The sequence below is a fragment of the Pseudonocardia yuanmonensis genome (assembly GCF_039542425.1).
Lineage (GTDB): Bacteria > Actinomycetota > Actinomycetes > Mycobacteriales > Pseudonocardiaceae > Pseudonocardia > Pseudonocardia yuanmonensis.
In genome coordinates this window covers 109,005-132,125 of sequence record NZ_BAABIC010000011.1, presented here as the reverse complement: position 1 = coordinate 132,125, position 23,121 = coordinate 109,005, and the positions used below count along the sequence as shown (strand labels likewise).

The window sequence follows — 23,121 nt, the reverse complement described above, 5'->3', positions numbered from 1 at the left end:
GCTGTAACAATTCTGCTGTCACGATCGGACGCGGGGCGGGCACCGCCTGCGCGCCGCTGCTGGACAGACTTCTTCACGAGAGGGTTCGCATGAGCGAGATCCCCGAGGCGTACGTCTACGACGCGATCCGGACCCCGCGGGGACGCGGCAAGGCCTCCGGTTCGCTACACGAGGTCAAGCCGGTCTCCCTGGTGATCGGCCTGATCCAGGAGATCCGCGCCCGCTACCCGGAGCTGGACCCGAACACGATCGACGACGTCGTGCTCGGCGTCGTGTCCCCGGTCGGCGACCAGGGCGGCGACATCGCCAAGACCGCCGCCATCGCGGCCGGCCTGCCGCACACCGTCGCCGGTGTACAGCTCAACCGGTTCTGCGCGTCCGGCCTGGAGGCGGTGAACACCGCCGCGCAGAAGGTCCGCTCGGGCATGGAGGAGATGGTCCTCGCCGGCGGCGTCGAGGCGATGAGCCGCGTGCCGATGGGCTCGGACGGCGGTGCCTGGGCGATGGACCCGGACACCAGCTACGAGACGGGCTTCGTGCCGCAGGGCATCGGCGCCGACCTGATCGCGACGATCGAGGGCTTCTCCCGCGAGGACGTCGACACCTTCGCGGTGGAGTCGCAGACCCGTGCCGCCAAGGCCTGGGCCAACGGCTACTTCGCCAAGTCCGTGGTCCCGGTCAAGGACCGCAACGGCCTGGTCGTGCTGGACCGCGACGAGCACGTCCGCGCCGGGGCGACGCTGGAGAGCCTGGCCGGGCTCAAGCCGTCGTTCGAGATGATGGGGCAGGAGGGCGGCTTCGACGCCGTCGCGCTCCAGCGCTACCACTGGATCGAGAAGATCGACCACGTGCACCACGCCGGCAACAGCTCCGGCATCGTCGACGGCGCGTCGCTCTGCCTCATCGGCACCGAGGCCGCCGGCAGGGCCGCCGGAATCATCCCGCGCGCCCGGATCGTCGCCACCGCGCTCTCCGGCGCCGACCCGACGATCATGCTGACCGGGCCCGCCCCGGCCAGCCGCAAGGCCCTGGCCAAGGCCGGTCTCACGGTCGACGACATCGACCTGTTCGAGATCAACGAGGCCTTCGCCGCGGTGGCCCTGCGCTACATGCGGGACATGGAGATCCCGCACGACAAGACCAACGTCAACGGCGGCGCCATCGCCATGGGCCACCCGCTGGGCGCGACCGGCGCCATGATCCTCGGCACCCTGCTCGACGAGCTGGAGCGCCGGGACCTGCAGCGGGGTCTCGCCACGCTGTGCGTGGGCGGCGGCATGGGCATCGCGACCATCATCGAGCGAGTCTGAGGGGATCGACGGCAGTGACCGACCAGAAGGCCGTGCGCTGGGAGAAGGACGCCGACGGCGTCGCGATCGTCACGCTCGACGACCCGAACGCCAGCGCCAACACCATGAACGACGCCTACAAGCAGGCGATGGGTGAGGTGATCACCGGGCTCGAGGCCGCGAAGGACGAGATCACCGGTGTCGTGATCACCTCGGCCAAGAAGACCTTCTTCGCCGGCGGCAACCTCGACGACCTCATCTCCGCCGGGCCGAACGACGGGCCCGCGGTGTTCGAGAACGTCACCGAGGTCAAGGCGCAGCTGCGCCGGCTCGAGAAGCTGGGCCGCCCCGTCGTCGCGGCGATGAACGGGACCGCCCTCGGCGGGGGCCTGGAGATCGGCCTCGCCTGCCACCACCGGATCGGGCTCGACGCGAAGGGCGTGGTCTACGGCCTGCCCGAGGTCACCCTCGGCCTGCTGCCGGGTGGCGGCGGCGTCACCCGCATCACGCGGCTGCTGGGCATCGCGAACGGCTTCATGAACGTCCTCGCGCAGGGCCAGCGGCTCACGGCCGCGAAGGCGCTGGAGCTCGGCGTGATCCACGAGGTCGCCTCCTCGAGGGAGGAGATGCTGCAGAAGGCCAAGGCCTGGATCGCGGAGAACCCCGAGGCGAGGCAGCCCTGGGACACCCCGGGCCACAAGATCCCGGGCGGCACCCCGTCGAACCCGAAGCTCGCCGCGATCCTCCCGGCCTTCCCGGCCAACCTGCGCAAGCAGCTCAAGGGCGCGCCGATGCCGGCTCCCCGCAACATCCTGTCCGCGGCCGTCGAGGGTGCCCAGGTGGACTTCGACACCGCGCTGCGGATCGAGAGCCGCTACTTCGTGGACCTGGTCGTCGGCCAGGTGTCGAAGAACATGACCAAGGCGTTCTTCTTCGACCTCAACGCGATCAACGGCGGCAAGTCCCGCCCGGACGGCCACGAGAAGTACACGCCGCGCAAGGTCGCCGTGCTCGGCGCCGGGATGATGGGCGCGGGCATCGCCTACGTCTGCGCCCAGGCCGGCTGGGAGGTCGTCCTCAAGGACGTCGCGCCGGAGAACGCCCGGAAGGGCAAGGCCTACTCCGAGGGCCTGGTCGAGAAGGGCGTCAAGCGCGGCAAGGTCACGCAGGAGAAGGGCGAGGCCCTGCTCGCCCGGATCACGCCGACCGCGGAGTACGCCGACCTCGCGGGCTGCGACGTCGTCATCGAGGCCGTGTTCGAGTCGGTGGCGCTCAAGCAGGAGGTCTTCCGCGAGGCGATGAAGGTCGTCGAGCCCGGCGCCCTGCTCTGCTCGAACACCTCCACCCTGCCGATCACCGAGCTCGCGGCCGGGATCGACCGGCCGGCGGACTTCATCGGCCTGCACTTCTTCTCGCCGGTCGACAAGATGCCGCTGGTCGAGATCATCAAGGGCGAGCAGACCTCGGACGCGGCGCTGGCCAAGGCCTTCGACATCACGCTCGGGATCCGCAAGACCCCGATCGTCGTCAACGACTCCCGCGGCTTCTTCACCAGTCGCGTGATCGGGACCTTCGTCAACGAGGGCATCGCGATGCTCGCCGAGGGCATCGACCCGCAGACGATCGAGCAGGCGTCGGCCCAGGCCGGCTACCCGGCCCCGGTCCTGCAGCTGATGGACGAGCTGACGCTCACGCTGCCGCAGAAGATCCGCAAGGAGACGCAGGCGGCGGTCGAGGCGGCCGGCCAGACCTGGACACCGCACCCCGCCGACGCGATCGTCGACCGGATGGTGGACGAGTTCGGCCGCAAGGGGAAGAGCTCCGCCGCCGGGTTCTACGAGTACGAGAACGGCAAGCGCGTCCGCCTCTGGCCGGGGCTGCGGGAGACGTTCGGGGCCACGAACCACGACGTGGACCTGCACGAGCTCTCCGAGCGCATGCTGGTGATCGAGTCCCTCGAGACCGTGCGCTGCTTCGACGAGGGCGTGCTCGAGACGGTGCCCGACGCCAACATCGGCTCGATCTTCGGCATCGGCTACCCGGCGTGGACCGGCGGCGTGATGCAGTACATCGAGGGCTACCCGGGCGGCGTCGCCGGCTTCGTGAAGCGGGCGGACGAGTTCGCGGCCAAGTACGGCCCCCGCTTCGAGGTCCCCGAGAGCCTGCGCAAGCGGGCCCAGGAGGCCGCCGCAGCGTGATCGCAGCGTAGTCCGAAGCACTGGCGAACGGCACTTTCGCTCACACCTAGTGAGCGAGAGTGCCGTTCGTGCATCCCGGCTCAGCTTATTTTCAGGCAAATCGGGCACCCTGGGTACGTGGCCGACTGGGTGTTCTCGATCGTCGACCGCCTCGGAGCCGCCGGGGTGGGGCTCCTGATCTTCCTCGAGAACGTGATCCCACCGATCCCGTCCGAGGTCATCCTGCCGCTCGCGGGCTTCCGGGCCCGCCTCGGCGCGATCGACGCCGTGTGGGTCTGGCCGGCCGCGACCGCGGGCTCCGTGCTCGGGGCCCTGGTGCTCTACTGGCTCGGCGCCTGGCTGGGCTACGAGCGGCTCTACGAGCTCGCGGGCAAGCGCTGGTTCGTGCTGTCCAGCCGCAAGGACCTGGAGCGCGGGTACGCGCTGTTCACCAAGCGGGGCGGCCCCATCGTCCTGTTCGCCCGCTGCGTGCCGCTGATCCGCAGCGTCGTGTCCATCCCCGCCGGCCTCGCCCGGATGCCGCTGTGGCGGTTCACCCTGCTCACGGCCATCGGCAGCGGGATGTGGAACGCCGTGTTCCTCGGCCTCGGCTGGTTGCTGGGCGAGAACTGGGAGCGGGTCGAGGGCTATCTCGCGCCGGTGTCGACGGTGATGCTGGTCCTGGTCGCGCTGGGCCTCGTCTGGCTCGTGGTGCGCCGCCTGCGGGCGCGGCGGGACGGGACACGCCGACGAGGTGGGGCACACCGGGCCCGATGAGGTTGCCTCCGCGGGCACTTCGGGTGACGATCGCTGCTCGGTGGACGCGGAGGAGTGACGGGTGACCACGGAGCAGGACTGGGCGGAGGACCGGCGGCGGTTCGCCACCCCCGACGAGCAGGGCGCCGGGCCGCTCGCCCTGGAGTTCGTCGCGCTCGCCTCCGCCCTGCTCGAGGCGACCACGGTCGCCGAGGTGCTGGAGCGGGTGATCCGGGCGGCCAAGGCCGTCGTGCCCGGGGCCGACCTGGTGAGCGTCACCGTCCGGGACCCGGGCGACGGCTTCCGCACGCCGGTCGAGACGGACGTGCTGGCCTCCCGCCTGGACGAGCTGCAGTACCGGCTCGACGAGGGCCCGTGCGTCGCCGCCACCCGCAGGCTCGGGATGGGCCTGGTCCACGAGCCCGACCTGGCCGTCGCGGAGCAGTTCCCGCGGTTCGGCCCCGCCGCGGCCGAGCTCGGGGTCCGCAGCGTGCTGGCCGTCGGCCTGTTCCCGAACGGCGACGCCCCGCGGATGGGCGCGCTCAACCTGTACTCGCGCCGGCTCGGCGGCATCGGCGCCGCCGAGCGGGACGTGGCGCTGGTCCTCGCCGCCCACGCGTCGACCGCGCTCGCCGCCACCCAGGCGTGCGCGGCGGCCGAGCTGGAGGCGGCCCAGCTGCGCCGGGCGCTGCAGAGCCGGGACGTCATCGGCCAGGCCAAGGGCATCCTCATGGAGCGCCGCGGGATCTCCGCGGAGGAGGCCTTCGACGTCCTGCGACGCACCTCGCAGAGCCTCAACGTCAAGCTCGCGCAGGTCGCCGAGACCCTCGCCCTGCGCCGGGCCGAACTCTGACCCCGGCCGTCACCAGCAGGTAGCCCGCGACCAGCGCCGCCGACCAGGCCGCCGGCTCGAGCACGCCGGCCTCGAACCCGCGCGCGGCCAGCCCGAGCAGGCCCCCGGCGCAGAGCAGCAGGCCCGGCCAGAGGGCGACCGCGGACGGCGCCACCGGCGGGCGCGCCGAGCGTGTCTCCAGGCCGCCGGCCACGCGCACGAGCCCGCACAGCACCACCAGCAGTCCGGCCACCCACAGCGGCGCGCCGAGCAGCCAGCCGGCGCTCCACGGCTCGGGGGTGGACCACCCGAGACCCAGGGTGAGCACGCCCAGCCCCACGACCAGTGCGGACATGTGCCAGAGGAACACCGTCATGGTGCGCGGGGCGAGCAGCGCCAGCGCCCGCGCCGCCCGCGGAGCGGCCGCCGCGCGGACCAGCAGCGGGCGCAACGCGAGCAGCGTGCCGAGCTGGAACACCGCCAGGGTGACCAGGCACAGCGTCGGCGGGCTCATGTTCGACACGGGCGCGCCGGGCATCCCGACCATGCTCGCGGGATAGGGACCGGCCACCACGAGGGCGGCCGTCGCGGCCAGTCCCGCCGCACCGACGAGGGCGGCCCGGGCACCCGTCATCCGGGCGAAGCGGCCCTCGGCGTAGGCGATGCCGAGCTGGTGCACCGCCACCCACACCAGGACGGCGTTGACGAACCCGACCACGGGCACGCCGGCGAACCGCAGGCCGTCGACCGACGCGGCTCCCACCACCGGCGGCACCAGCACGGCGAGGCCGTACCGCGCGTGCGCGGCGACCATCACCGGGGTCAGCGCGACGAGGACCAGTTGGACCACGAGGAACCACAGCAGCTGCGGGACAACCCCGGCCGCGAGGTCCACGGGCTGGGCCGGCAGGCCCGCCGCAACCAGCAGCGCCGGCAGCGGCACCCACACCGCGAGCAGCGCGAACACCGGCAGCACCAGCCGCTGCACCCGGGCCGCCACCCAGGCCCGCGGCTCCGGCCGGCGGTGCAGGGACAGCGCGCCCGCCGCCCCCGCGGCGAAGAACACCAGCGGCATGACCTGCCCGATCCACGTCCAGGCCCACGCGCCCGGCGTCGCCAGGGCGTTCCCGGCGCGGAGCTCGGCGCCGTCGCGGCTCACCACCGGCATGAGCCAGTGCTGCAGCACCACCAGCGCGATCGCGCCGCTGCGGACCAGGTCGAGCAGCACGTCCCGGCCCGCGTCCCCGTGCGCGGTCTCCGCACCCCGGCGTCCCTCGATGACGGCCATCGCGATCCCCCTTCGTCGGGAACCGAGCTTCGCCGGACGGGACGGCATGATCAGCGGGGTCAGCCGGTCTCTTGCGTGAGGGACTGCCGGCCGCCCGGGGGTGGGGGCAGCCCACCGGGTGCCCTCGCCGTGGCAACCTGACCGCGTGATCCGCAACGTGGTCGTGGGGACGGTCAGGCCGGGCGTGGCGCGCGAGGAGATCGAGCGGGCCCTGCAGGCCCTGCTCGACCTGCGGGTCGAGGGCGTCGAGCTGCGCATGGTCGCGGGGCTCGACCTGGGGCTGCGGGAGGGCAACGCCTCCTACGCCCTCACCGTCGACCTCGACGACGAGGAGGCCTACCGGATCTACGACCGGGACGTCGAGCACAACCGCATCCGGCGCGAGCTGTTCGCCCCGATCTCCGAGCGCATCGACCGGATCCAGTTCCGCCTGCCGGACTAGGGAACCGCTGCGCCCGGCACCGGACCGTCGGTGCCGGCCCTCCTCCTCCGTGATCGGCGACGGCGGTACAAGGCGGCCGTGGGTGGCCGTCACGTACCGCAGACAGTGATCACGAGGCGTTCGCCCGACTTCGTGCGCTCGCCGCCGACGCGCAGTGCCGTCGCACCCGAGTGGCGATTTCTGCAGCTCAGCGCGCCCCTGTGGCCCCTTCCGCCGCGCGGTTGCCCCTGCTCCTCTTGACACCACTACTGCAGTGGCTTCATGGTTACCTACATGGGTAATGAACCAGCGGACTGGGACAGGGCGGGGCGGTCGCCGTGAAGGACGACGGGCGGCCCCTCTTCCTGCAGATCGCCGAGCAGATCGAGGCGTCGATCATCGACGGCTCGCTGCCGGAGGAGGGCCAGGTCCCGTCGACCAACGAGCTGGCCGCGTTCCACCGGATCAACCCGGCGACGGCGGCGAAGGGCGTGAACCAGCTCGTCGCCGACGGGGTGCTGTACAAGCGGAGGGGGATCGGGATGTTCGTCAGCACGGGCGCACGCACGCAGCTGCTGGAGCGGCGCCGCGAGGAGTTCGCGAAGCAGTACGTCGCGCCGCTGCTGGCGGAGGCCCGCAGGCTCGGTATGGACGCCGAGCAGATCAAGAAGATGATCGACGTCTGGGGGGACGAATGACCGCCGTACGGATGCGGGGGGTCGTGAAGCGCTACGGCAGCTTCACCGCGCTCGACGACGTGACGCTCGAGCTCAGGGAGAACACCGTGCACGGCCTGCTCGGCCGCAACGGTGCCGGCAAGACCACCGTCATGCAGATCCTGACCGGGCAGGGGTTCGAGACGGCGGGCGAGGTCGAGGTCTTCGGCCTGCACCCGTACGAGAACCCGACCGTGCTCGACCGCGTCTGCTTCATCCGCGAGGCGCAGAAGTACCCGGACGCCTTCCGGGTGCGCGACGCGCTGAGCGCGGCGGGGATGCTGTACCCGAACTGGGACGCCGGTTTCGCGGCGGAGCTGGTGGACGAGTTCCACCTGCGGCCCAAGCAGTCGATCAAGAAGCTCTCGCGCGGCCAGCTCTCGGCCGTCGGGGTGACCATCGGGCTCGCCTCGCGGGCGCCGCTGACCTTCTTCGACGAACCGTACCTGGGGCTCGACGCGGTCGCGCGCCAGCTGTTCTACGACCGCCTGCTCGCGGACTACGCGGCCCACCCGCGCACCGTCGTGCTGAGCACGCACCTGATCGACGAGGTGTCGGACCTGATCGAGCACGTCGTCGTCATCGACAAGGGCCGGATCCTGGTCGACGAGGACGCCGACGTGCTGCGCGGCCGCGCCGTCACGGTGACCGGGCCGGCCGCCGCGGTGAAGGCCTTCGCCGCCGGCCACACCGAGCTGCACCGCGAGGAGCTGGGGGGCTTCCTACGGGTGACGCTCGAGGGCGCCGACCCGGACACCCGGCTGCGCTCCGAGGGGCTGGACTTCGAGCCCGTCTCGCTGCAGCAGCTCGTGGTCCGCACGACCCAGCTCGCGACGGAGCCCCGCCACGACAACCACGACGGCCGGGAGGTGGCCACGCGATGACCGCCGCCCTGGACCCCGTCCCGCCCGCCCTGGACACGCCGGGCCGGCGCCGCCGCCCGCTCACCGTCGCCCGGATGCAGCTCGTGAACCTGCCGGTGCAGGTGGGGATGCCCTGGCTGATCCTCGGCATCTCCTTCGCGATCAACCTGGTGATCTTCGCGCTGGTGCCGGAGACGCCCGGCGAGCCGAAGGTGACCGGCGGCCTGCTGTCGATCTACATCTTCGTGGTCGTGGCCCACCTGGTGACCATGACGCAGATGTTCCCGTTCGCCCTCGGGCTCTCGGTGACGCGCCGGGACTTCTTCACCGGCACCTCGCTGTTCGTGCTGGTGCAGTCCGCCGTGCAGGGCCTGCTGCTCACCCTGCTGCTCGCGCTCGAGCAGGCCACCGGCGGGTGGGCGATGGGGCTGCACTTCTTCGGCGTCCCGTACCTGGTGCAGCAGAACTGGGTGCTGCAGTGGCTCGTCTACACCGTGCCCTTCCTGCTGTTCTCCTTCGTGAGCATCCTCGCCGGCACGATCTTCAAGCGGTTCGGCCAGCTCGGGATGTGGACCGCGTCGATCGGCCTGCTGCTGCTCGGCGGGATCGCCGCGGTGCTGATCACCTGGCAGCAGGCGTGGCCGGCCGTGGGCCGCTTCTTCACCGCGACGCCCGCGGTGCTCCTGGTCGCGGGCTACCCGGCGATCGTCGCGGCCCTCGCGGCCGCCGCCGGGTACCTGTTCCTGCGCCGCGCCACGGCGTAGCGCGAGCACGGCGGTGGGGGACCGCCGAGGGGGGAGCCGTCGTCCCGGATCGGGGGGTCCGGGACGACGGCCGTTCCCGTTCTCAGGTCCGGACGACGAGGTCCGGGTCGGGGGCGCCGGCGAAGTACCGGCGCTCCTGGGCGAGGAAGCGGGCGCGGTGCGGGGCGTAGCCCGGCCAGTCGGCGCGGGTCCGCAGCCGGCGCTCCCGTTCCGCGGGCGGGCAGTCCACCCGGATCGCGGCGCTGGTGAAGGGGCGCAGCGCCGCCGCGCCGGACCCGCAGCCCTCCAGCACGACGACGGGCACGCAGGGCTGGGTGCGCGGGTGCGGCGAGCGTTCGTCGCGCTCCCAGACCCACGGCCACCAGTGCGCGGATCGGCCGTGGAAGAGGGGTTCGGCGATCCACTCGCGGGCCAGCGGGATCGCGGCGGCGAGGCCGTCCCAGCCGGGATAGAGCTCCTCGATCGAGAGCACCGGGGCGTCGAGGGCCCGCCCGAGCCGCTCGGCGAGCACGCTCTTGCCCGAGCCCGACCAGCCGTCGACGGTGACGAGCCGGCACCCGCCCGGCCCGGGAGGACGGTCCCGGACGAGGTCGGGCAGGGCGCCGGCCGTGGTCGTCACCCCGTCAGCCTGCCCCGGCGACCTCGCCGTCCGCGCTGGACCCTCCGGGCGACCCGTGCCCGGCGGCAGGGCACCCGGTGGCCAGGCTCACCCGCCGCCGCCATCGGCGCTGGTCGAGCCCTCCGACCCCGTCCGTTCACCACGAATTGGGTCGACCTCGCGGCGCCCACCCCCCAGACTCGCGGCCGTGACCGTCACGCTGCGCCCCCTCGACGAGCCGATGCTCGTCGCCCTGCTCGACGCCGCCGTCGCGGGTGCCGAGCCGGCCGAGGTGATGCCGCCGGTCGCCGGCGCCCCGGGCTGGACCGACGCCGCGCGTGCCGCCTTCCTCACCTTCCACCGCAGCCGCTCGGTCGGCGCCGTCGCACCGGTCGAGCGCACCTGGGCGATCCTCGACGGCGACACGGTCGTCGGGGCGGGCCGGCTCGAGCCGGTGGCCGACGGGCTGGAGGTCGGCCTCTGGCTCGCCCGCGGCGCCCGCGGCCGGGGGGTCGGGCGCGCCGCCGTCCGCGAGCTGGTCGCCCGCGCCGGGGGCCGGCCCGTCGTCGCGGAGACGACCGCGGACAACGCCGCCGCCGTGGCCGTGCTGCGCGAGCTCGGCGCCGTCCTCGTCGAGAGCGACGACGCGGTGCACGCCGTCCTGCCGGGCGGGCGGGTGCCCGCCGGGACGGCCGGGGTCGCGGAGACCTGAGCGCCCCGTGGTGCTCGCGCCGCCCGAGGGGTAGGCCTGTCGGTATGAGGGCTGCCTTCTACGACCGCACCGGGCCGGCGCGCGAGGTCCTGACCGTCGGCGGGATCGACACCCCTGAGCCCGGGCCGGGGCAGGTCCGCGTCCGGGTCCGGGTGTCGGCGGTCAACCCGACGGACGTGAAGACCCGGGACGGCACGACCGCCCGGCCCTTCGACGGCGTCCGGGTCCCGCACCAGGACGGGGTCGGGGACATCGACGCCGTCGGCGACGGGGTGGACGCCGGCCGCGTCGGGCAGCGGGTCTGGCTCTGGCTCGCCTCGCCCGGCGGCCCGGGCGGCGCCCCGGTCGCGGAGTGGGGCACGGCGGCCGAGTACTGCGTGGTGCCGGAGGCGCAGGCGGTCCCGTTGCCCGGGTCGGCGCCGGACGACCTGGGCGCGTGCCTCGGGGTGCCGGCCATGACCGCGTACCACTGCCTGTTCACCGGCGGCTCCCCGCACGGGACGAACGTCCTGGTCGCCGGCGGGGCCGGCGCCGTCGGCCACTACGCGGTGGAGATCGGCGGCTGGGCCGGGGCCACCGTGGTCGCGACGGTCTCCGGGCCCGAGAAGGCGGAGCTCGCGAAGCGGGCCGGTGCCGATCTCGTCGTCAACTACCGGGAGCCCGACGCCGAGCAACGGATCCGCGCGCTGGTCCCGCACGTCGACCGGGTCGTGGAGGTGGCGCTCGGCGCGAACCTCGACCTCGACCTCGCGCTGCTGCGGAACGGCGGCACGATCGTCACCTACGCCGCCGCCCCGCAGGACCCCACGGTTCCGGTGCGTCGGCTGATGACGGCCAACGCCGTGCTGCGGTTCGTGCTGCTCTACGGCGTCCCGCGGGAGGACCTCGCCGCCGCCGCGCGCGAGCTCACTATCGCCGTGTCGGAGGGCGCGCTGAGCCCGTTGCCGGTGCACCGCTTCACGCTGGACGACATCGCGGCCGCCCACGAGGCGGTCGAGTCGGGGACGACGGGCAAGGTGCTGGTCGACATCGGGTGACGCCCGTCCGGGTGGCGGCGGGGCCCGGCGCGGGTAGCCCTCCCGCATGTCGGACGAGCCCATCCCCGAGCCCGTCACCGTCGTCGGCCTGCTGGCCGACCCGAACCTGCCCGGTGAGCTGGCCACCCGCCTCGCCGAGGGCCTGCCGCAGGTCCTCGGCGCGCGGCTGGACACGCCGCGCACCTGGCAGGTCGAGACCGTCGTCGAGCCGTTCGAGGCCAACGACCGCGGCGAGCGCGCCCTCGACCGGGCGCGCGAGCGGGTCCGCCGGACCCGGTGGGACGTCGCGGTGTGCCTGACGGACGTGCCGGCCAAGTCCAGCGGCGTGCCCGTCGTCGCGCAGGTGGGGGAGCAGGACCGGGTCGCGGTCGTGTCGGTGCCCGCCCTCGGCGGGGTGCGGTTGCTGCCGCGGGTCCGCGACGCCGTCGTCGACCTGGTGGGGCGGCTGCTCGGGGTCGAGGCGGCAGCGGCGGCCCGCCGTCCCACGCGCCGGGCGGCCCTGCTGCACGAGCCCGGTGTGCAGGCGGAGGACTCCGACGAGACCGTGCTGACCCGGCGCGGCACGCTGCGGCTGCTCGCCGGCATGGTCCGCACCAACCGGCCGTGGCGGCTGACCGTCGGGCTGGGCGCGGCGCTGGCCGGGTCCGCGGCCGGCTCGGCCTTCGGGCTGCTCTACTCGAACCTGTGGCAGCTCGCCACGAACCTCGACGGCTGGCGGCTCGCCCTGGCGTTCGTCGGCTCGATCGCGATCTTCGTGGCCTGGCTGATCGCCGGGCACCGGCTGTGGGAGCGCGGGTCCCCCGAGCCCGACCTGGACCGGCTGCTCAACCTGGGCACGGTCCTGACGCTCACGGCCGGGACCGGGCTGTTCTCGCTGGCCCTGCTGGTGCTGAACTCGGTCGTCGCGGCGGTGATCATCCCGGCGTCGTACCTGACCCGGGTGCTCGGGTATCCCGCCGGGCCCGCCGACTACGTCCGGATCGTGGTGCTCGCGACGATCATGGGTGTCGTCGCCGGGGCGGTCGGCTCGGGCCTGGAGGACGACGCGACCGTCCGGCAGGTCGCCTACGGCCACCGGCAGCGCGAGCGCCGGCAGCTGGCGGCCCAGCTCGAGACGCGCGAGGAGTGACTCACCCGCCCACGACGTCGGGGACTTCGTGGACGACGTCGGTGTGCCGGCTGTGCACGGGCGGTGGACGGACCGGCTGACACGACCCGGACCACCGGCCGGACCGTCCCGGACCGCACTGTCGCGATCAGGCCTTCAACCCGTTCCGCAGCGTCGCCAGGGCGCGGGCGAGCAGCCGGGAGACGTGCATCTGGGAGAGCCCGACCATCTCGCCGATCTCCGACTGGGTCTTGTTGCCGAAGAAGCGGAGCAGCACGATCCGTCGCTCCCGCTCGGGCAGCGCGGCCAGCAGCGGCCACAGGCTCCGCCGGAACTCCACGCCGTCGAGCTCCGGGTCCGCGTCGCCGAGCCGCTCGGCGAGGGGCGGTTCGCCGGGCTCGGTCGTCACGTCGAGGCTGGCACTGCGCCGCTCGGTGCGCACGGTGATCGCCTCGATCACCTCCTCGACCCCGATCCCCAGGTCGTCGGCGATCTCGCTCGGCCGCGGCGCCCGGCCCAGCCGCTGGGTGAGCGGCCCGGTGGCCTTGTCGATGGCGACCACCAGCTCCTTCATCGGCCGTGACACCCGCACCGACCACGTGCGGTCCCGCAGGTGCCGCAGGATCTCCCCGCGCACGCACGGGACGACGTAGCCGAGCGCGTCCCCCCGCGCCGCCTCGGGGTCCCAGTGGTCGATCGCGTGGATCAACCCGATCACGCCCGCCTGGGTCAGGTCCTCCTGGGCGGCGTCGTCGCCGTAGCGCCGCGCGATGTGCTGCACGACCGGCAGGAACGCGAGGATCAGCGCGGACCGCAGGCCCGCCCGCCGCGGGTCGTCGCAGGGCAGCGCGGCGTACTCCGCGAGGGTCGGCAGGTGCCGGGCGTAGTCGCTGGGGACGGTCACCGTGCGCAGCCTCCTGCCGTTCACGGGGGACGGGGTCCGGCCGGGGCCGGAGGTGAGGGCCGGGCGCCCGGTGTGTCCGCCGCTGCCTGCCCAACGGCGGGGAGGCTCCCGTCCTTCGGGAGCGGGGTGCCGGGCGGTTGCCCGGGCGGTGGCCGGCCAAACCCCGCGCACGGGATTCGCCGGACGCATCGGCCCGAGGCGCTCCCGCCGGGCGGGGGCCGGTGGGCCGCAGCGGGTTTGACCGGTCCGGCCGGGGGCATGCCGCGGCGATCGGGGCGGCGGTCCCCAGCGGCGCGACGACGAGGTGGTGCGGGATGCGGATGGTGCGGGACCGGGTGGGTGGACGCCGTCCACCCACCCTCGACGTCGAGATCGCCGGGATCTTCCAACTCGCCGGCCTGCGCCACGAGCTCGGCCGGCTGGCCCGGGAGCGCGGGTTCGCGCCCGACCGCGAGGCGGGGATGACGATCGCGGTGGACGAGGTCGTCGGGCAGGCCCTGGACCGGGACGCCGGGCCGGTGCGCATCCGGTGGTGCGCGGACGGGGCCGGGGTCCGGATCCGGATCGACGCGTCCGGCGGGCTGCCGTCGGCCCCGCCCGGCACGGACGCCGCCGACGGGCTCCGGCTCGCCCCCGAGCTCGCGCACGTCACCGTCCTCCACTCGTCGCTGGGGACGACCGTGCGGCTGGCCTTCCCCGGCGGCGCCGGAGGAGGCGCGGCGTGACGGGCCACGCGTGCGTCGTGGCCCGGTCGGCCGAGGAGCGGTTCGAGGCCCTCGGCGCCTTCCTCGGGCGGGCCGATGCGGACGGGTGCACCGTCCTCGTCGGCTGTGCCGCCGGCGCCGAGCTGAACGCCCGGATGCTCGAGTGGGGCGTGGACCTCCCGGCGCTGACGGCGGCGGGCCTGGTCCTCCCGCTGCCGCCCGGGGTGGACCCGGCGGTGGCGCTGGAGTTCCTGCCGCGGCGCTGCCGGCGCCCGGTGCGGGTGGCGGTGTGGGGCGACCCCGGGCGGATCGAGCACACCGAGACCTCGCTGGACACGGTCGCGGCCGGCCTGCCCGCGGAGATCCTGTGCGTCTACCGGGCCCTGGCGCTGGCGCCGGGCGACCGGGAGGTCCTGGACCGGCTGCACGACGGCCTGGTCCGGCTCCCCAGCGTGTACGACGACGGCCTCCTGCGCGTCACCGAGGCGCCCGACGGCGTGGTCCGCCTGGCGGGCGAGGTCGACCGGTCGAACACGGCGGTCCTGGCCGGCGTCCTCGGCGGCTGGTGGCCGCCGGGCGGCGGACGCTCGATCTCCGCCGGCTCCGGTTCGCCGACCGGCGGACGGTCCGCCTGCTGCTCGGCCTCGCCGCCGACGGGCTCGCGGCCCTGCGTGCGCCCACGCCGACCGGGGCCGGCTGCTCGCACTGGCCTCCCCGGCACCCGGCGCGCTCGCCCCGATCCGACCCTGACGGCACCTGTCAGGGTTGCCGGCGACCGTTCTCGGCATGGTCGACGGAACGGCACCACTGCACGGCAAGATCGCGCTCGTCGCGGGAGCGACCCGGGGCGCGGGACGGGGGATCGCGCTCGAGCTCGCGGCCGCGGGGGCGACGGTGTACGCGACCGGGCGCAGCACCGCCGGCAAACCCTCGGAGTACGGCCGCACGGAGACGATCGAGGGGACCGCGGAGCTGGCGGCGGGGATGCCCGGGCGCGTGGTCCCGGTCGTCGTGGACCATCTCGACCCGGCGCAGGTGCAGGCGCTGTGCGCACGGATCGACGCCGAGCAGGGCCGGCTGGACGTGGTGGTCAACGACATCTTCGGCGGCGACCCGCTCACCGAGTGGTTCCGCCCGGTCTGGGAGCACTCGCTGGACGACGGCCTGCACCTGCTGCGGCTCGCGATCGACACCCACGTCGTGACGGCCCGCTACGCCTTCCCGCTCCTCGTGCGCGAGCCCGGCGGCCTGGTCGTCGAGGTCACGGACGGCACCGCGGAGTACAACGCCGAGAACTATCGGCTGACCGTCTACTACGACCTGGCCAAGGTCGCGCCGATCCGGCTCGCCCGCAGCTGGGCGCACGAGCTGCGCGAGCACGGCGGCACGGCCGTGGCCGTCACCCCGGGGTGGCTGCGCTCGGAGGCGATGCTGGACCACTACGGCGTGACGGAGGAGACCTGGCGGGACGCGCTGACCACCGTGCCGCACTTCGCGATCTCCGAGACGCCGCGGTTCGTCGGCCGCGGGATCGCCGCGCTCGCCGCGGACCCGGAGCGGGCGCGGTGGACCGGGCGCTCGACGTCGAGCGGGGAGCTCGCGCAGGTCTACGGCGTGGACGACCTCGACGGCTCGCGCCCCGACGCCTGGCGGTACGTCGTGGAGGTCCAGGACCCGGGCAAGCCGGCCGACACCACGGGGTACCGGTGAGGGTCAGTCCAGCGCCCCGCGCCGGGCCAGCCGGCCGATCACGACGGCACTGAGCAGCGGCACCGCGGCCAGCACCACCCACGCGACGACGGGCGGGGCGACCGCGGGGTCGAGCAGCGCGCCGGCGCCCGTGCTGCCCACCAGCACCGCGAGCCCGCCCGCGGAGGACAGCACCCCGAAGTGGGCGCCGAGCCGCCGCTCCGCGGCCAGCCGGGGGACGAGGTCCTGCGCGATCGGCACGGCGAGCATCTGCCCCGCGGTGAGCAGCACGACGAACGCCACCGCGGGCCAGAGCGCCGGGGGCAGCGCGGCGACCGCCACCGCCACGACCGCGAACGCGGCCGTCATCAGCACGAACCCGAGGACCAGCGGCCGGAGCCCGCCGCGCCGCCGGGCCCAGCGGGTCACCGGCAGCTGCCCGACGCTCACCATCACGGACGCCAGCACGAACAGCCAGCCCAGCGCCCCCTGCCCCCCGGTGGCACGGGTGAGCTCGGCGGGCAGCGCCAGGTAGAGCTGGTTGTAGCAGAGCAGGTAGCCGGAGTAGCCCGCCGCGAAGGCGAGGAAGCGCCGGTTGGCCAGCACCTCCGCCCAGCCGGCGAGGATCGGCTCGCCGGCGTGCGGTGCGGGCCGGTGCGGCAGCCACGCCGCGTGCGCGGCCAGGATCAGCACGAACGCCCCGCCGGCGACCAGGCAGGCCAGCCGGAAGTCGACGAGCAGCAGCGCGGTGCCGACCAGGGGCCCGACCACGGACCCGATCTGCCCGCTCACGGCGAACATCGCGAAGACGTCCGCGCGCGCGACCCCGCCGACCTCCTCCAGCGCCCCGGCCTCGCGGGCGAGCGACGACTCGACGGCCGGGGAGAAGAGGGCGGCCGCGAACCCCGTGAGCAGCGCCCCGGCCAGCACCCCGGGCAGCGCCGTCGCCACGCCGAGGAGCACGAACCCCGCGACGCGCAGCCCGCAGCCCGTCAGCACCACCGGTTTCGCGCCCCATCGGTCCGCCAGGGCGCCGCCGACGACGAACAGGCCCTGCTGGCTGAACGTGCGCAGCCCCAGCACCAGCCCGACGACCCCGCCCGCGAGTGCGAGGTCCTCGGCGAGATGCGTCGCCAGGTAGGGCAGCACCCTGCTGGCCCCGCTGGCCACGACCGCGGACCCGGCGCAGCGGCAGGAGGTCTTCCGGGCCGCGGCGGCGAAGCTGAACGCCGACGTCGTCGGGCTGCCACTGGTGCACTCGCAGGAGAACGCGGTGACCAGGGGCGTCTCCGGGTTCACCGTGGACCCGCTGGCGAAGTCCCTGATCACGCCCGAGCTCACCCGCACCGGCTGAGTGGGCGGCACCCTCGCGCGCCGGCTCGCGGCCCTGCCGGCGGTCCTGCTGGTCGCGTCGCTGCTGATCTTCCTGCTGCCGCGGCTGGCCGGCGTCGACACGGTGCGGGCGGTGCTGCGCAGCCGGGTCGCGGAGGCCGAGCCGGATCCGGTGGTGGCCGCGCGGGTCGCCGCCGAGCTGGGGCTGGACCGCTCGTGGTCCGTGCAGTACCTGCGTTGGCTCGGCCACGCGCTGACCGGGGACCTCGGGCTCTCCTTCGCCACCCGCACCCCGGTCGCCCCGCAGCTGGCGGCGGCGCTGGGCGTGTCGGCTGTGCTCGCGGCGCTCACGCTGCTGGTCGCCGCGCTGGTCGGGATCCCGCTCGGGGTGCGGGCGGCGCGGCGCCCGGGCGGCCGGCTGGACCGGGCCGTGACCGCCTGCTCGGTGCTGGGCGTGGCCGTGCCGGAGTTCGTGCTGGCGCCGGTGCTGGTCCTGCTGCTCGCCGTCGCGGTACCGCTCCTGCCCGCCACCGGCTGGGGCACGCCCGCGCAGGCCGTGCTGCCCGTGCTGACGCTGGCCGCCTTCCCCGTCGCGCTGGCCGCCCAGCTCGCCCGGGCGGAGACGATCGACGCCCTGTCCCGCCCGCACGTCGCCGTCGCCCTCGCCAAGGGGATAGCCGGGTCGCAGCTGCTCTGGCGGCACGGCGCGCGGCTCGCGCTGACCGGCGTCACCGCGCTCTCCGGGATGTTCTTCGCGGGGCTGCTCGGCGGCGCGGTCGTGGTGGAGGTCGCCTTCGGGATCCCCGGGCTGGGCCGGCTGCTCCACGACGCCGTGATCGGCCAGGACCTGCCGATGCTGCAGGGCGGGCTGCTGGCCGTGATCGTGGTGGCGGTGCTGGCGGGCCTCGCGGCCGAGCTGCTGCAGCTCGCGCTCGATCCCGTGGCGCGCGCGGAGGTGGAGGTGTGAGGCGCGATCCCGTCCTCACCGCGTTCGCCGTGCTCGCCGGGGCGCTGGTGGTCGCCGCGCTGGTGCCGGTCGACGCGCTCACCACGGACCTCGCCGACCGCTTCGCCGGGCCTTCCCCCGCCCATCCCCTCGGCACGGACAACCTGGGCCGGGACGTCCTCGCCCGGCTGCTCGCCGGCACCCGGTTCTCCATGTGGTTCACGCTGGTCGCCGTGCTGCTCTGCGCCGCCGCCGGCACGCTGCTCGGGATCCTCGCCGGGTACGCGGGCGGGATCGCTGGCCAGCTCCTGCAGCGGGTGCTCGACGTCCTGGTGGCCGTCCCGACGGTGATCGTGGGCCTGGTCGTGGCGGCCGTCCGGGAGCCCGGCACGGGGACGCTGCTGATCGCCGTGCTGCTCACCGGCTGGACGCCGTTCGCCCGGCTCGCCTACCAGCTCACGGTCCGCGAGCGGGCCCGCGAGTACGTGGAGGGGGCGGTCGCGCTGGGCGCCGGGCCCGGCCGGATCGCCGTGCGGCACATCCTCCCGAACGCCCTGCGCCCGCTGACCGCGCATGCCTGCCTGCGGTTCGCCAACGTCCTGCTGTCGCTCGCCGGTCTGTCCTTCCTCGGGCTCGGCGCCCAGCCGCCGACCCCGGAGTGGGGCGCGATGCTGGCCGAGGGTCGGCAGTACCTGTTCGCCGCCCCGCAGCTCGTGCTGGTGCCCGCGATGGCGGTCGTGGCCGTCTCGCTGGCCGTCACCCTGCTCGGCCGGAGGCTGGAGTCGCGGTGGTCCGGCCGATAAGGTGCTCCTGCCAGTGTTTTGCGAGAGGGGTCCCGGGTGGCGGTCACGAGTGCGAGCGGGCGGCGGCGGGGCGAGGTCCGGCCGGGGTGGAAGGAGACGCTCGGCGGCGTCGGCGTCGTCCCGCCGGTAGTGATCGACCTGCGCGCGGGCCTCGCGGCGGAGGGCGCCGTGGTCGTCGCGGGGTACGCCACGGACCCGGAGCGGCTGGTCGACGCGGCCGCGACCGCGCTCGGCGGCCGTCTCCGCGAGCTGTTCGGCATCCGGCCGCAGGGCGGGCCGGACGCGCCGCCGCTCGGGCTGCACTCGGACGGCGCGAACGTGGTCGTCGACGTGCACGGCCGGTCGGTCCGGCTGCGGGACCCGGACGAGGACTGGCTGCTCATGCTGTGCGGCCGCTCCGCCGACGCGGGCGGCGACTCCGTGCTGATCGACGGGTACGCGCTGGTCGAGGTCCTTCGCACGGCGGCGGAGCCGGAGCTGCGCGAGGTGCACGACTTCCTCGTCGGGACGGACGTCGACTACTTCGGCACCTGGTCAACCGGGCTCGAGGGGTGCCGGGTACCCCGCTCGTGCGGCGGCTGGTCGAGTACACCCGGGCCGGCCGCCGCGTGGTGCGGGCCAGCGACTACGCCGCCCCGGTCCCGCGCGAGCCGCAGTGGGACCGGCATCTCGGGCTGATCGAGCGGTACGCGGACGTTCTGGCCACCGCGATGGAGGTGGCCCCGCGCTTCCGGCTCGACGCGGGCGACCTGTTCGTGCTGGACAACTACCGGTTCCTGCACGGGCGGGACGGCTACGAGGGCGAGCGCGTCCTGCACGTGCTCACGGTGCGCACGACCGAGGCGGCATAGGCGGCGCCGCCGGCGTCGGACCCACGGGAGGACGGGTCAGCCCGCGCTCCGGACCGTCACGTCGCCCAGCAGCGACCACACCCGCAGGGTCAGCCGCCCCTCGCCGACGGCGCGTTCCAGCCGCTGCTGCGCGTCGCGGCGGCGGGGTTCGAGATCGTCGGGCACGGCGGCGGTCACGGCCCGACCGTATCGAGGCCTCCGCTCCCGTCCAGTGGATTCCCGCGGCCCCGTGATCCGCGGTCGGGCAGCGGACCGTTCGCGAATCGAGCGTCCCCCTGTCCGGACGTGGATCATGGGCGCCGCTGCGCCGCGCCGGGAAACCGGTGGCGACGCCGCGGCCCGGAGCCTCATGATCCGCGGCGATGACCGTGCTCTCGCCCGCCCAGGTCCGTGCCTTCGTCGACGACGGCGTCGTCCGGCTCGAGGAGGCGTTCCCGCGCGCGCTCGCCGACGAGTGCCGCGCGTTGCTGTGGGAGCAGGTGCGCGCGGAGACCGGGGCGACGCCGGACGACCCGGCCACCTGGACCGTGCCCGTCCACCGGATCCCCGGCCGTGCCGACGCGCCCTTCCGGCGGGCCGCGACGACCGAGCGCCTGCACGGGGCGCTGGACCAGCTCGTCGGGCCGGGGCGGTGGCACCCGCGGCTCGGGCTCGGCACGTTCCCGATCCGGCTCCCGCACCCCGACGACCCGGGCGACGCGGGCTGGCACGTCGAGGGCAGCTTCGCGGGACCGGACGGGGGGTTCCGGCTGAACCTGCGCTCCCGGAACCGGGCGCTGCTGATGCTCTTCCTGTTCTCCGAGGTCGGCGAGGCGGACGCCCCGACGAAGGTCCGGATCGGCTCGCACCGCGAGGCAGCCCGGCTGCTCGCCCCGCACGGCAACGAGGGCGCGGACTTCTTCGCCTTCGCCGGCGAGGCCGTCCCGGCCACCGCGGACCTGCCCGTCGCGCTCGCGACCGGCCTGCCCGGCGACGTCTACCTCGTCCACCCGTTCCTGGTGCACTCCGCGCAGCCCCACCGCGGGACCCGGCCACGGTTCATGGCCCAGCCGCCCCTCGACCCGACGGGCCTGCTGGACCTGCACGCGACCGACCCGACGCCCGTCGAGGAGCCGGTGCTCGCGGCCCTGGCGGCCGCCGGGTGAGCCTGGACCTCCTGCGCGATCCCCGCTCTCCGCGCGCCGCCGGGTACGACCCGGCCTGGCTGGTCGCCTGCGACCGGGGGCCGAACCCGTTGTGGCTGCTCGAGGACCTCTCCGTCGACCTCGGCCTCCGGCCCGGCATGCACGTCCTCGACCTCGGTTGCGGGCTGGGCGCCACCTCGGTCTTCCTGGTCCGCGAGTTCGGCGTCCGGGTCACCGCGGTGGACCTGCACGTGCCGCCGGACGACGTCGCCGCCCAGACCGCGCGGTCCGGCGTCGGCGAGTGGGTGCTGCCGGTCCGCGCCGACGCGCGCGCCCTGCCCTTCGCCCGCGAGACCTTCGACGCGATCGTCTGCATCGACGCGTGGGAGTACTTCGGCACCGCCGACGGCTACCTCCCGTACCTCGTCGGTTTCCTGCGGCCCGGCTGCGCGCTCGGGGTCGCGACGCCGGCGCTGCGGCGGGAGGTCCGCGAGCTGGGCGGGATCCCGCCGCACGTCCGCGCGTGCGTCGGAGGGGAGGCGCTGGCCTGGCACACCCCGGAGTGGTGGCGGTTCCAGTGGGAGGCCACCGGGCTGGTCGAGGTCGTGGCGGCCCGGTGCCAGGAGTCCGGCTGGCGGGACTGGCTGACCTGGACCCGGGTGTGCGCGGAGCACGGCGACGCCGCCGGGGCCGCGCCGAGCCTGGCCATGCTGGAGGCCGACGGGGGCGAGCTGCTCTCCTTCGCCCTGCTCGCCGCACGCAGGCGCTGAGCCCGCCCTGCTCGCCGCGACGGGAAGCCCACCCCGCAGGCGTCACGGTCGGCGGGCGCCGGACGCGAGAGCGGCGTCGGCGATCGCCCTGACCTCGCCGGTGATGCGTGGCCAGAGCTCCCGGGGCAGGTCGTGGCCCACGCCGGGCAGCAGCACGAGCCGGGCGCCCGGCACGGCGGCGGCCGTGGCCCGCGCCGCCGAGGGCCGGACGACCGGGTCCTGCTCGCCGTGCAGGACCAGCGTGGGGACGCGGATCCCGGCGAGCCGCCCACCGCTCCACGGCGCGCCGGTCTGCCTGCCCTGCGCCGCGCCGTCGAGGATGCCGTGCGACATCGCGATCTCGCGCTCGACGGCCGCACGGGCGGCGGACTCGTCGAACGCGTAGCCGGGCGAGGAGATCCGGCGGGCCAGCGCGATGCCGGCGGCGACGTGCCCGGCGTCGTCCTCGGGCCCGCCCAGCCGCGACGCCCACAGCACGAAGCCGAGCCGGACGTGCCGCAGCGGGGCGAGGCCCCGCGCGTCGCTCGGCATGGCCCCGGACACCGTGATGCTCCGGACCCGGTCCGGGTGGCGCAGGGCGACGCGCTGGGTGAGCAGGCCGCCCAGGGAGTGCCCGAACAGGTGCGCGGAGTCCCAGCCCATCGCGTCGAGCACGGCGACGGCGTCGTCGGTCATCTCCTCCGCGGTGTAGGCGACCGGCCGCCGCCGGAAGAGCCCGACGAACGGGTGGACCCGGTCGCGGTCGGTGAAGTGCGTGGACTCACCCGCGTCGCGCTGGTCGTAGGAGACGACGTGGAAGCCCCGCTCCACCAGGGCCGCCACGAAGCCCTCCGGCCACCACGCGCGCGAGGCGCCGAGGCCCATGACCAGCAGCAACGGCTCGCCGCCGCGGCCGCCGAGGTCCTCGTAGGCGATCCGGACCCCGCCGTGGGCGGCGTGTCGGGTGGTCATCGCGGCCTCCTTCGCGAGCGTTGTTCGCAAACCACGCTAGTAGATCGCGTACGATGTTCGCAAATCCCGCGGCGCGAGTCTTCCGCGCGGCGGGGGCCGCTGTCACGATGGCCGCATGAGCGGGATCAGGCGGGTGGCGGGCGCGATCCTGGCCGTCGCCGACCAGGACGCGATGCTGGAGTTCTTCGGGCGGCTCGGGTTCGAGACCGTGACGGACGCCGAGATGTGGCCGGGTGCGCGTTGGGTCGAGGTGCGGCCCCCGGGCGCGGAGACCTCCGTGGTGCTGAGCGCGGCGAAGGACTTCGGCCGCGAGCCCGACCAGGGCTGTCCGATGACCTTCGCGACGGACGACGTCGCCGCCTTCGCCGCGCAGGCCCGGGCCGCCGGGATCGAGGTCTCCGAGCCGACGACCGAGGGCTGGGGCACCTTCGTGAACGTCACCGACCCCGAGGGCCGGCAGCTGCTCGTGGCCGAGCGCTCCTGAGG

The 23,121-nt window shown here is 74.9% G+C and carries 25 protein-coding genes; 19 read left to right on the top strand and 6 right to left on the bottom strand.

The features are described 5' to 3' along the window. The first annotated feature begins 89 nt into the window (after window positions 1-89). The 4 genes from ABD990_RS17725 (at window position 90) to ABD990_RS17710 (ending at window position 5,075) form a co-directional block, all read left to right on the top strand. Window positions 90-1,310, top strand: a complete 1,221-nt coding sequence (locus tag ABD990_RS17725) for an acetyl-CoA C-acetyltransferase (protein WP_345381667.1) — start codon at window positions 90-92, stop codon at window positions 1,308-1,310. A gap of 14 nt (window positions 1,311-1,324) precedes the next feature. Continuing rightward, complete coding sequence (locus ABD990_RS17720; protein ID WP_345381666.1) at window positions 1,325-3,487, top strand: 3-hydroxyacyl-CoA dehydrogenase NAD-binding domain-containing protein; 2,163 nt, start codon at window positions 1,325-1,327, stop codon at window positions 3,485-3,487. Window positions 3,488-3,604: 117 nt separating this feature from the next. Further along, window positions 3,605-4,243, top strand: a complete 639-nt coding sequence (locus ABD990_RS17715; RefSeq protein ID WP_345381665.1) for a DedA family protein — start codon at window positions 3,605-3,607, stop codon at window positions 4,241-4,243. A gap of 61 nt (window positions 4,244-4,304) precedes the next feature. Then, a complete protein-coding gene (locus ABD990_RS17710; RefSeq protein WP_345381664.1) occupies window positions 4,305-5,075 on the top strand; it encodes an ANTAR domain-containing protein in 771 nt (256 codons plus the stop codon). Here ABD990_RS17710 and ABD990_RS17705 read toward each other — a convergent pair. Further along, entirely contained in the window at window positions 5,023-6,342 is a 1,320-nt protein-coding gene (locus ABD990_RS17705; RefSeq protein ID WP_345381663.1) for an acyltransferase, read from the bottom strand. The two genes, ABD990_RS17710 and ABD990_RS17705, sit on opposite strands and share 53 nt — an antisense overlap. A 145-nt stretch (window positions 6,343-6,487) precedes the next feature. On the opposite strand from ABD990_RS17705, the gene ABD990_RS17700 reads away from it, so the two are divergent. From ABD990_RS17700 to ABD990_RS17685, 4 genes are all read left to right on the top strand, one after another. After that, the gene (locus tag ABD990_RS17700) at window positions 6,488-6,784 is read left to right on the top strand and encodes an antibiotic biosynthesis monooxygenase family protein (protein WP_345381662.1); all 297 of its coding nucleotides are present in this window, start codon (window positions 6,488-6,490) and stop codon (window positions 6,782-6,784) included. A 317-nt stretch (window positions 6,785-7,101) separates the two neighbouring features. Beyond that, the gene (locus ABD990_RS17695) at window positions 7,102-7,461 is read left to right on the top strand and encodes a GntR family transcriptional regulator (protein WP_345381661.1); all 360 of its coding nucleotides are present in this window, start codon (window positions 7,102-7,104) and stop codon (window positions 7,459-7,461) included. Beyond that, entirely contained in the window at window positions 7,458-8,363 is a 906-nt protein-coding gene (locus tag ABD990_RS17690; protein WP_345381660.1) for an ABC transporter ATP-binding protein, read from the top strand. Before ABD990_RS17695 ends, ABD990_RS17690 begins: the two co-directional genes overlap by 4 nt. Then, window positions 8,360-9,106 (top strand): hypothetical protein, encoded by a 747-nt coding sequence (locus tag ABD990_RS17685; RefSeq protein ID WP_345381659.1) that lies wholly within the window; start codon window positions 8,360-8,362, stop codon window positions 9,104-9,106. The genes ABD990_RS17690 and ABD990_RS17685 overlap by 4 nt, the downstream gene beginning before the upstream one ends. Window positions 9,107-9,188: 82 nt before the next feature. Here ABD990_RS17685 and ABD990_RS17680 read toward each other — a convergent pair whose 3' ends face one another. Then, window positions 9,189-9,725, bottom strand: a complete 537-nt coding sequence (locus ABD990_RS17680) for a nucleoside/nucleotide kinase family protein (RefSeq protein WP_345381658.1) — start codon at window positions 9,723-9,725, stop codon at window positions 9,189-9,191. A 187-nt stretch (window positions 9,726-9,912) separates the two neighbouring features. Here ABD990_RS17680 and ABD990_RS17675 point away from each other — a divergent pair, with 187 nt between their 5' ends. From ABD990_RS17675 to ABD990_RS17665, 3 genes are read left to right on the top strand one after another with little or no spacing between them, the layout of a single operon-like run. Next, complete coding sequence (locus ABD990_RS17675; RefSeq protein WP_345381657.1) at window positions 9,913-10,416, top strand: GNAT family N-acetyltransferase; 504 nt, start codon at window positions 9,913-9,915, stop codon at window positions 10,414-10,416. Between the two features lie 44 nt (window positions 10,417-10,460). Beyond that, window positions 10,461-11,453, top strand: a complete 993-nt coding sequence (locus ABD990_RS17670) for an NADPH:quinone reductase (RefSeq protein ID WP_345381656.1) — start codon at window positions 10,461-10,463, stop codon at window positions 11,451-11,453. A 46-nt stretch (window positions 11,454-11,499) separates the two neighbouring features. Next, a complete protein-coding gene (locus ABD990_RS17665; protein ID WP_345381655.1) occupies window positions 11,500-12,582 on the top strand; it encodes a hypothetical protein in 1,083 nt (360 codons plus the stop codon). Between the two features lie 127 nt (window positions 12,583-12,709). Here ABD990_RS17665 and ABD990_RS17660 read toward each other — a convergent pair whose 3' ends face one another. After that, the gene (locus ABD990_RS17660; protein WP_345381654.1) at window positions 12,710-13,465 is read right to left on the bottom strand and encodes a sigma-70 family RNA polymerase sigma factor; all 756 of its coding nucleotides are present in this window, start codon (window positions 13,463-13,465) and stop codon (window positions 12,710-12,712) included. A 314-nt stretch (window positions 13,466-13,779) separates the two neighbouring features. Here ABD990_RS17660 and ABD990_RS17655 point away from each other — a divergent pair, with 314 nt between their 5' ends. Continuing rightward, entirely contained in the window at window positions 13,780-14,190 is a 411-nt protein-coding gene (locus tag ABD990_RS17655) for a hypothetical protein (protein ID WP_345381653.1), read from the top strand. 765 nt (window positions 14,191-14,955) lie between these two features. Next, complete coding sequence (locus ABD990_RS17650) at window positions 14,956-15,879, top strand: SDR family oxidoreductase (protein WP_345381652.1); 924 nt, start codon at window positions 14,956-14,958, stop codon at window positions 15,877-15,879. Between the two features lie 3 nt (window positions 15,880-15,882). On the opposite strand, the gene ABD990_RS17645 is transcribed toward ABD990_RS17650, so the two are convergent. After that, on the bottom strand, window positions 15,883-17,187 hold the full coding sequence (locus ABD990_RS17645) for an MFS transporter (RefSeq protein ID WP_345381651.1): 1,305 nt from the start codon (window positions 17,185-17,187) through the stop codon (window positions 15,883-15,885). 25 nt (window positions 17,188-17,212) lie between these two features. Here ABD990_RS17645 and ABD990_RS17640 point away from each other — a divergent pair, with 25 nt between their 5' ends. Genes ABD990_RS17640 through ABD990_RS17630 form a run of 3 tightly spaced genes read left to right on the top strand, consistent with a single transcriptional unit; the run spans window position 17,213 to window position 19,790 of the window. Continuing rightward, window positions 17,213-18,157, top strand: a complete 945-nt coding sequence (locus ABD990_RS17640; RefSeq protein WP_345381650.1) for an ABC transporter permease — start codon at window positions 17,213-17,215, stop codon at window positions 18,155-18,157. Beyond that, window positions 18,154-18,939, top strand: a complete 786-nt coding sequence (locus ABD990_RS17635; RefSeq protein ID WP_345381649.1) for an ABC transporter permease — start codon at window positions 18,154-18,156, stop codon at window positions 18,937-18,939. The genes ABD990_RS17640 and ABD990_RS17635 overlap by 4 nt, the downstream gene beginning before the upstream one ends. Next, on the top strand, window positions 18,924-19,790 hold the full coding sequence (locus ABD990_RS17630; RefSeq protein ID WP_345381762.1) for a TauD/TfdA family dioxygenase: 867 nt from the start codon (window positions 18,924-18,926) through the stop codon (window positions 19,788-19,790). The genes ABD990_RS17635 and ABD990_RS17630 overlap by 16 nt, the downstream gene beginning before the upstream one ends. Window positions 19,791-19,826: 36 nt before the next feature. Here ABD990_RS17630 and ABD990_RS17625 read toward each other — a convergent pair whose 3' ends face one another. After that, window positions 19,827-19,967: a hypothetical protein gene (locus ABD990_RS17625; RefSeq protein ID WP_345381648.1), complete on the bottom strand. Its 141-nt coding sequence runs from the start codon at window positions 19,965-19,967 to the stop codon at window positions 19,827-19,829. A gap of 185 nt (window positions 19,968-20,152) precedes the next feature. Between ABD990_RS17625 and ABD990_RS17620 the strand changes: the two genes are divergently transcribed. After that, window positions 20,153-20,935 carry a phytanoyl-CoA dioxygenase family protein gene (locus ABD990_RS17620; protein ID WP_345381647.1) on the top strand — a complete coding sequence of 261 codons (783 nt, stop codon included), beginning with the start codon at window positions 20,153-20,155 and terminating at the stop codon, window positions 20,933-20,935. Further along, a complete protein-coding gene (locus ABD990_RS17615) occupies window positions 20,932-21,684 on the top strand; it encodes an SAM-dependent methyltransferase (RefSeq protein ID WP_345381646.1) in 753 nt (250 codons plus the stop codon). Before ABD990_RS17620 ends, ABD990_RS17615 begins: the two co-directional genes overlap by 4 nt. Before the next feature lie 42 nt (window positions 21,685-21,726). Here ABD990_RS17615 and ABD990_RS17610 read toward each other — a convergent pair whose 3' ends face one another. Beyond that, complete coding sequence (locus tag ABD990_RS17610; protein WP_345381645.1) at window positions 21,727-22,635, bottom strand: alpha/beta fold hydrolase; 909 nt, start codon at window positions 22,633-22,635, stop codon at window positions 21,727-21,729. A 115-nt stretch (window positions 22,636-22,750) separates the two neighbouring features. On the opposite strand from ABD990_RS17610, the gene ABD990_RS17605 reads away from it, so the two are divergent. Next, complete coding sequence (locus tag ABD990_RS17605) at window positions 22,751-23,119, top strand: VOC family protein (RefSeq protein ID WP_345381644.1); 369 nt, start codon at window positions 22,751-22,753, stop codon at window positions 23,117-23,119. The last annotated feature ends 2 nt before the right edge of the window (window positions 23,120-23,121 follow it).

Excerpts from the sequence above, each read along its gene's own strand:
- ABD990_RS17725 (WP_345381667.1), top strand. The coding sequence starts at position 90 with ATGAGCGAGATCCCCGAGGCGTACGTCTACGACGCGATCCGGACCCCG.
- ABD990_RS17705 (WP_345381663.1), bottom strand. The coding sequence starts at position 6,342 with ATGGCCGTCATCGAGGGACGCCGGGGTGCGGAGACCGCGCACGGGGAC.
- ABD990_RS17690 (WP_345381660.1), top strand. The coding sequence starts at position 7,458 with ATGACCGCCGTACGGATGCGGGGGGTCGTGAAGCGCTACGGCAGCTTC.
- ABD990_RS17685 (WP_345381659.1), top strand. The coding sequence starts at position 8,360 with ATGACCGCCGCCCTGGACCCCGTCCCGCCCGCCCTGGACACGCCGGGC.
- ABD990_RS17670 (WP_345381656.1), top strand. The coding sequence starts at position 10,461 with ATGAGGGCTGCCTTCTACGACCGCACCGGGCCGGCGCGCGAGGTCCTG.
- ABD990_RS17665 (WP_345381655.1), top strand. The coding sequence starts at position 11,500 with ATGTCGGACGAGCCCATCCCCGAGCCCGTCACCGTCGTCGGCCTGCTG.
- ABD990_RS17655 (WP_345381653.1), top strand. The coding sequence starts at position 13,780 with ATGCGGATGGTGCGGGACCGGGTGGGTGGACGCCGTCCACCCACCCTC.
- ABD990_RS17650 (WP_345381652.1), top strand. The coding sequence starts at position 14,956 with ATGGTCGACGGAACGGCACCACTGCACGGCAAGATCGCGCTCGTCGCG.
- ABD990_RS17620 (WP_345381647.1), top strand. The coding sequence starts at position 20,153 with ATGACCGTGCTCTCGCCCGCCCAGGTCCGTGCCTTCGTCGACGACGGC.
- ABD990_RS17610 (WP_345381645.1), bottom strand. The coding sequence starts at position 22,635 with ATGACCACCCGACACGCCGCCCACGGCGGGGTCCGGATCGCCTACGAG.
- ABD990_RS17605 (WP_345381644.1), top strand. The coding sequence starts at position 22,751 with ATGAGCGGGATCAGGCGGGTGGCGGGCGCGATCCTGGCCGTCGCCGAC.